The organism is Paraburkholderia sp. (genome assembly GCF_035948235.1).
GTDB lineage: Bacteria > Pseudomonadota > Gammaproteobacteria > Burkholderiales > Burkholderiaceae > Paraburkholderia.
This window is the reverse complement of the sequence record NZ_DASZJJ010000328.1, coordinates 26,719-33,827: the sequence shown is the minus strand read 5'-3', so window position 1 is coordinate 33,827 and position 7,109 is coordinate 26,719. Positions and strand designations below refer to the sequence as shown.

The 7,109-nt window shown below is 65.2% G+C and carries 4 protein-coding genes; 1 reads left to right on the top strand and 3 read right to left on the bottom strand.

The features are described from left to right. Nucleotides 1-22 precede the first annotated feature (22 nt). Nucleotides 23-2,815 (top strand): mechanosensitive ion channel domain-containing protein, encoded by a 2,793-nt coding sequence (locus tag VG320_RS29150; RefSeq protein ID WP_414696154.1) that lies wholly within the window; start codon nt 23-25, stop codon nt 2,813-2,815. Between the two features lie 281 nt (nt 2,816-3,096). On the opposite strand, the gene VG320_RS29145 is transcribed toward VG320_RS29150, so the two are convergent. The 3 genes from VG320_RS29145 to VG320_RS29135 form a co-directional block, all read right to left on the bottom strand. Next, the gene (locus VG320_RS29145) at nt 3,097-4,431 is read right to left on the bottom strand and encodes a nitrate/sulfonate/bicarbonate ABC transporter ATP-binding protein (RefSeq protein WP_327203547.1); all 1,335 of its coding nucleotides are present in this window, start codon (nt 4,429-4,431) and stop codon (nt 3,097-3,099) included. A gap of 16 nt (nt 4,432-4,447) precedes the next feature. Further along, complete coding sequence (locus VG320_RS29140; protein ID WP_327203546.1) at nt 4,448-6,199, bottom strand: ABC transporter permease subunit; 1,752 nt, start codon at nt 6,197-6,199, stop codon at nt 4,448-4,450. A 213-nt stretch (nt 6,200-6,412) separates the two neighbouring features. Next, nucleotides 6,413-6,583: a hypothetical protein gene (locus VG320_RS29135; protein WP_327203545.1), complete on the bottom strand. Its 171-nt coding sequence runs from the start codon at nt 6,581-6,583 to the stop codon at nt 6,413-6,415. Nucleotides 6,584-7,109 lie beyond the last annotated feature (526 nt).

Here is a 7,109-nt window from a genome sequence, read left to right as displayed (position 1 = left end):
AGATCGACTCCGTTTTTTTCCCATGCCAAGGATGCCCATCTTCTTTCGCCCAGTTGCCAGCCTGTTTGCCCGCTTTCTGATCGATTTACGCGCGCGGCGCAGCGATGCGCTGATCGCCCTGCTCGCCTGCGCGCTGATGTTCGCCGCCGTGCCTGGCCGCGCCGCCACCGCCGCCGCCAGCAAAGCGGCGAGTTCCGCCAACCCGGCCGCGCCCGTGGTGCTGACGCCCGCGCAGGCACACGCCGCGCTGCAGGTTCTCAACGATCCGGTGCAGCGCGCGCGTGTCGCCGACACGCTGCGCGCGATTGCCGCCGCTGGCGCGCTCGCCACGCCCGCTTCCGGCAGTGCGGCCGCGAGTGAAACCACCAGCGCGAGCGCCCCCGTTGCCGCATCGGCGTCCAGCGCCTCGGCAGCCTCCGATCCGCTGGCGAACGCGCTGCGCTCGAACGGCCTCGTGCTGCAGATCGCCGATGGCGCTGCGCATGGCGCGCGCGTTATCGGCAAGCAACTGCTGCGCGCGCGCGGCGCGCTCTTCAACGTGCACTCGGCGCGCGACTGGTGGAGCGTGCGCCTGGGCACGCCCGAAGGCCACGCGATCCTGACCGGCCTGCTGCGCGTGCTGCTGCTCACCCTCGTGCCGGCGGTCGCGCTGGAATGGCTGCTGCGCCGCGTGATCATGCGGCCCCATCGCGCGATCGTGGCGCATGCGCATCGCGAGGACGTCGCGCAGGGTTCCACGCCGCCCGCTGCGGCCGCGCGTGAGCCCGCCCAGCCGCAAACGCCGGAAGCCAGCGGCACTGCCGCCGTGCGCGAAGCGGCTGCGCAAAAAGACGCCCAGAAGGATGCCGAAAAAGACGCGCTGCGCACCGTAGCCGGCATGGGCACCCAGAACCCGGAAGACAGCACGGGCGTCGACGCCAACGCCATCGCCGCAGAAGTCTCCGAAGTTCCCGCCGCCAGCGACACGTCCTACATGCGCAACGCCGCCGCACTCGCGCGCGAGGCACTGCACCGCAGCCGTGGGGCGCACCACTGGGGCCTTCTCAAGCGCCTGCCGCTCGCCTTCGTGCTCACCCTGCTCGACCTCGTGCCGGTAATCGCGTTCGGTCTGTGCGCCGCAGGCGTGCTGTCGCTGTTCGGCCCCGAAGACGCCGCGCCCGCCGCAGCCGTCGGCCATGTGGTCGATACCTGGGTGATCTGCCGCATCATCCTCGCGGTGGGCAAGCTCCTGTTCGCGCCCGATTCGGACGACCTGCGCCTCATGCCGATGACAGCCCCGTGGGCCGCGTTCTCGCAGCGCTGGCTCGCGCGCATCGTCGTGATCGGCGGCGTGGGCGGCGCGCTCGCGGGTGCGGTGCCGCTCGGCATGACTGAGGATGCGCATCTCGCGCTCGTCAAGCTCGTGATTCTGGTTGCGCACGTCGCGCTCGCGATCATGATCCTGCAATGCCGCCATGCCGTCGCCGACCGCATCCGCAACTCACCCGCCTCGCGCGGCTCGTTCGCCTGGCTCGTGCACTGGTTCGCCGACATCTGGGCGATCGTCGCGGTGTTCGTCGTGATGGCGTTGTGGTTCGTCTGGGCACTCGATCTGCGCGGCGGCTACAAGGAACTGATCCGCGCGGGCGGCATTTCGCTCGGCGTGCTGCTGGTGGCGCGCATGACCGCCATCGTCGCGCTCGGCGCGCTCGGCCGCGTGTTCGACCCGAACGGCAAGGGCGAAAACCTCTCCATTACGCAACGCCGCGCCTATCGCTATTACCCCGCGCTGCGCCGTGTCGTGATGGGCGCGCTGTGGATCATTCTGATCGACGTGCTGATGCACGTCTGGGGTCTGCATCCCGGGCGTTTCCTCATCAATGCGCCAATTGGGCATCTGCTCGGCTCTGCGCTGCTGACCATCGCCGTCGCCATCGTGGTCGCGATCGTGATCTGGGAGGCAGCCAACGACGTCGCCGAACGGCGCCTGAATGCCTGGACCGACGCGGGCGACTACGTGCGCGCCGCACGCCTGCGCACGCTGCTGCCGATGTTCCGCACCACGCTGTTCGTGGCGATCTTCGTGATCGTAGGTCTCACGGCGCTTTCGCAACTTGGCATCAACACCGCGCCTCTGATCGCGGGCGCGAGTATCTTCGGCGTAGCGCTGGGTTTTGGCTCGCAAAAACTCGTGCAGGACTTCATCACCGGCATCTTTCTGCTCACCGAAAACGCCATGCAGGTGGGCGACTGGGTGACGGTCGCGGGCGTGTCGGGCACGGTGGAGTTTCTGTCGATTCGCACCGTGCGTCTGCGCGGCGGCGACGGCTCGCTCTACACGGTGCCATTCAGTTCGGTGACGACGGTGAACAACACCAACCGCGGCATCGGCAACGCGGCGGTGAAGGTGATGATCGCCAACGGCGCGGATCTCGAACGCGCCATCGCCACACTCAAGGAGATTGGCGCGGCAATCCGCGCGGACGACGCGTTCAAGAACGGCATCCTCAGCGACTTTGCCTACTGGGGCGTGGATTCGGTGGACGGCGCGAGCGTCACGCTGGTCGGCCAGATCCAGTGCAAGGACTCGTCGCGCTGGGGCGTGCAGCGCGAGTTCAACCGCCGCGTGCTGACCACGTTCACCGAACGCGGCATCGAGCTTGCCAATCCGCAGCGCAACTTCCTCGTCAATATGTCGAACGAGCACGATGTGGAAGACCGCACGCTCGACGATGGCGACGATAGCGACGACTCGCGCGGTCGCCCTGCGTCCACTTCAGCCAGCAGCACCAAAACGCGCAACGGCCAGACCACACCGCGCAGCAAACCCAATTGAAGTTGTGAGGGTCGGTGCGTGCCTTTCTCGCACCGACCTCACCCCTGGCACCCTCCCGAAAAGCCTCACCTTTAGCGCTGTCATGCGCGCATTCCCACGCGCACGCACAACGTTGAATGCCTTGAAATAAGGGCTTCGCGCGATGCTTGACGATACAACGATCGCGCGGCCGCCCCACCTCCTGAACAAGCTCACCTTTAGCTACGCAACGCACGAAAAAAAACCGGAGCGCCTGGCTCCGGTTTTCTATTGCATCGCGCCTGACTGCGCGGCTCAGCGCATCAAGCCTCAACGTCCTCAAGACTGAAGATTTCCGACTGATCGTTATACGAGAAGATCTCGCCATAACGGCCCCAGTCGATCACCGTATCGAGCGTCTGTTCGGCCGCCACGTCGGAGAGAAAATCTTCTAGCTCCTGCTCGAAACGCACGCGCGGCGCACGGTGGCCCGGACGCTCGTTGAGCACCTTCTTGATCCGCGCCGCGAGCGGCACGTTGCGCAGCAGGTGATCGGCAAACATCAGCTTGCGCGCCTGCGTGCCCATTTCCGCGAACACGCGCGCGGGCGGCGTGAGCAGCAGGTCGCCGTCGCGCACATCGGCGAAACCGAGTTGCTGCAGCATTTCCGCGATCGGGAACAGATCGTCCACTTCCAGATGCAGCGAGCGCGCGATGTCCGGCATGTCGGCGCGGCCATGATAGGGCGCGGCCGCCAGCGTTTCGATCAGACCCGCCATCAGGTTGGTCGACACGTCCGGCAAACGGCTGCCCACTTCCAGACGGCGCGACGACGTTTCCGCCGCGTCGCGCGCGGTCATCTTCGCGTAGATCTCGTCCACCAGCTTGCGGAACGCCGGGTCCAGACGGTTGCGCGGATGCTTGAACGGCACCTTGATTTCGGCGACCACGCGGCCTGGATTGGACGACAGCACGAGGATGCGGTCGCACATGAACACCGCTTCCTCGATGTTGTGCGTGACGATCAGCATCGACTTGATCGGCATGCGGCCTTGCGTCCACAGATCGAGCAGGTCGGTACGCAGCGTTTCGGCCGTCAGCACGTCGAGCGCCGAGAACGGTTCGTCCATCAGCATGAGCATCGGATCGACCACCAGCGCGCGCGCAAAGCCCACGCGCTGGCGCATGCCGCCCGAAAGTTCGCGCGGGTAGGCGTTTTCAAAACCGTCCAGACCAATCAGGTCGATCGCCGCCAGCGCCCGCTCGCGACGCTCGCGCGCACCCACGCCCTGCGCTTCGAGGCCCGCTTCCACGTTCTGCAGCACGGTCAGCCAGGGGAACAGCGCGAAGGTCTGGAACACCATCGACACGCCTTTGGCCGGGCCTTCCAGCGGCTTGCCTAGCCAGTTCACTTCGCCGGAGCTTGCCTCGATCAAACCCGAGATGATGCGCAGCAGCGTGGACTTGCCCGAGCCCGAGCGGCCCAGCAGCCCGACGATTTCGCCTTCGCGCAGGGACAGGTTGACGTCGTCGAGCACAAGGCGCTCGTCGTCTTTCTTCGCGAAACCGCGCGACATGTGCTTGACCGAGAGCACTTCTTCACCGAGCGTGGGACGCGTCGGCAGCAGGTCGGATGAGACGATTTTCGGATTCAGCATGATGATTTACTCCATCTCAATCGAGCCGCAGCCGGGATTCGGCATAGGTGTACAGCGGACGCCAGAGCACGCGGTTAAAGAGCGTGACGAACAACGACATCATCGCGATGCCGACAATGATCTTCGGAAAGTCGCCAGCGGCGGTCATCTGCGCGATGTACGCGCCCAGACCGTGGGCCTGCAGTTTCGTATCGCCCCACTGCACGAATTCGGAGACGATGCTCGCGTTCCACGCGCCGCCCGAGGCCGTGATCGCGCCCGTGACGTAGTACGGGAAAATGCCCGGCAGCATCGCCTGACGCCACCACTGCCAGCCACGAATATGGAAGTTCTTCGAGGCTTCCTTGTAGTCGTTCGGGTAGGCGCTCGCGCCCGCAATCACGTTGAACAGGATGTACCACTGCGTGCCCAGCACGATCAGCGGCGAGAGCCAGATGTCCGGGTTCAGGTGGAAGCGCACGATGACGATCACGAACACCGGGAACAGCAGGTTGGCCGGGAAGGCAGCGAGGAACTGCGCGAGCGGCTGGAATTTTTCGGCGAGCGCGGGACGCAGGCCGATCAGCACGCCCAGCGGCACCCAGATCACCGAAGCGATCGCAATCAGCAGCACCACGCGCAACAGCGTAATCAGGCCGAGCACAAATACATGGCCGACTTCATCGAGCGTCACGCCCGTGCGCACGTACGAGAAGACGCGCCACACCACGAACACCGTCAGCGCGATCACGCAGACCGCCCAGACAATGTCGCCCACGCGCGAGCGTTTGCTGCGCGTCGTGCTGATCGCGGGCATTGCCTTCGGCAGTTGCACGCGGATCGGAATGCGCGCGAGCGTGGCGAGCATGAAGCCCATCGGCACCAGCAGGCGGTGAATCAGGCGCGTGCGGCGGATCAGGTCGAGCAGCCAGGATTCGGGCGCGTCGCCCGAGCTGGTGTTTTCCATGCGGAACTTGTCGGCCCATGCGACCAGTGGGCGGAACAGCAACTGGTCGTAAGCGAGAATCACAACCGTCATCGCCAGAATCACCCAACCCACGGCGTGCAGGTTCTTTTCGGTGATGGCCTGGGCCAGATACGCGCCGATGCCCGGCAGCGTGATCGTGTTATTGCCCACCGTGATCGCTTCGGAGGCCACCACGAAGAACCAGCCGCCCGACATCGACATCATCATGTTCCAGATGAGGCCCGGCATCGAAAACGGCACTTCGAGCTTCCAGAAACGCTGCCAGCCGGTCAGGTGAAAGCCCTTTGACACTTCGTCCAGATCACGCGGTACGGTGCGCAGCGACTGGTAGAAGCTGAACGTCATGTTCCAGGCCTGGCTCGTGAAGATCGCGAAGATCGCCGCGAGTTCAGCGCCGAGCACACGCGACGGGAACAGCGCGAGGAAGAACGTGACTGTGAACGAGATGTAGCCCAGCACCGGCACCGACTGAAGAATGTCGAGGATCGGCACCAGCACCTGGGCGGCGCGGCGGCTCTTGGCGGCGAGCGTGCCGTAAGCCAGCGTGAAGATCAGCGAGGCCACCATCGCCGCCAGCATGCGCAGCGTCGTGCGCAGGGCGTACTCGGGCAGGTTTGCGGGATCGAGCGAGATCGCCTGGGTCTTGAGCGTCGAGATCGGCGCCATGGTTTCGTGGAAACCGACGGCCGCCATCGCGATCAGGCAAATGATGAGCGGGAACGCGACGAAGTCCCAGCGATTGGGCAGCACGCGCCACGCCGAAGCGTTGGCCGTCCGGTTCAGGTTGAATCTGAACTCCATTAGCGGCCTCCGAGGGCAAAAGCGCGCGCGACGCCGCCTGCGCAGGGTGCGCGGCGGATCGTTCGCAGTGAGCGGTTGTTCTGATTCATGTTTTGATGCACCAGCTTTCTGGGTGATGCGCGGCCCTCGCGCCTGGCCTGCCCGGCCTCACTAACTGCGTGGGCGATGGCGCTGGCGTGGGACCGTTCTCGCGTCTGACTCTTGAAAATCCCGTCAGCCCCGCGCGCCATGGAACACCCGGGCGCGCAAATCACGCCAGCGCGCGGCGAATTTCGAGGAACGGCAAGACGGCGTGGCCGGCGCGCGCTGGCGGGCGCCGATCACATCGGGATGCAGGGTGTGCTGCGTTTGCGGCAGGTGCGGCAGAAGAAGGCCGAAGTTCATGCTGAATCTCCTCGCGTCACACAATCGGTGGACGCCTTGGGCGAGGAAAGTCAGCAGACCCGGCTGCGCGCGCAAGTCGATTGGCGCGCAACGACGGCTTACGTCTGCCGGCTTTCCTCAGGGAATATCGAAAGGAAGCGGCATAACGGATAACTGTCACTGTCGGACATCGGAACTCCTTATCGTCACGGCGGCGTGCGAGGCGGACCGAACGGCCTGGCCTGAAACACGACGCAAGTGGCGGTCCGCGCATCGGCTTCGGTCGGTTAGCGCCGTGTCCCGCGATGCCAGGCCATGCCTGCAAGGCGAAAACACGCGACGAACGAAGCCATGAACGGACCGTGCCGCGAGCGAAAATGCTCACGGCGCGATATCGGTCCTGCGCTGCGCGAAAGGCGGCGGCGCGGGATCGACGCTATTTAGAGTGCACGAGATTTACTGCTGGACGCGCACCATCTGCCTGGCTGGCAAGACGGCGGCTGAAAGAAAGGGAGCGCGGACGTCCTGCCGGTCAGGCAGCGAAACT